Annotated in this window: 1 protein-coding gene; it reads left to right on the top strand. The window is 62.3% G+C overall.

What is annotated here, in order from left to right; all coding sequences use genetic code 11:
- Positions 1 to 305: AMP-binding enzyme (locus BK665_RS33455; RefSeq protein ID WP_148053290.1), on the top strand; the 305-nt coding region annotated here is incomplete at both ends.

Here is a 305-nt window from a genome sequence, read left to right as displayed (position 1 = left end):
AACGACGATCAGGTGAAAATACGCGGTTTCCGCATCGCACTCGGCGAAATCGAAACCAAACTCGCCCAGCACGCAGACATCAACGAAGCCGTCGTCCTGGCCCGGGAAGACATCCCCGGCGAAAAACGCCTGGTCGCTTACTACACCGCGCCGCAACCCCTCGATATCGACGCACTGCGCCGCCACCTGCAAACCCAACTGCCGGACTACATGCTCCCGGCGGCTTACGTCCACCTCGACACACTGCCACTACCCCCCAACGGCAAACTCGACCGCAAAGCCCTGCCGGCGCCAGACCTGGCTTC

The organism is Pseudomonas frederiksbergensis (genome assembly GCF_003732665.1).
Taxonomy (GTDB): domain Bacteria; phylum Pseudomonadota; class Gammaproteobacteria; order Pseudomonadales; family Pseudomonadaceae; genus Aquipseudomonas; species Aquipseudomonas frederiksbergensis_G.
The sequence above is the reverse complement of the archived record's forward strand: the minus strand, read 5'-3'. Positions and strand labels throughout refer to the sequence as shown.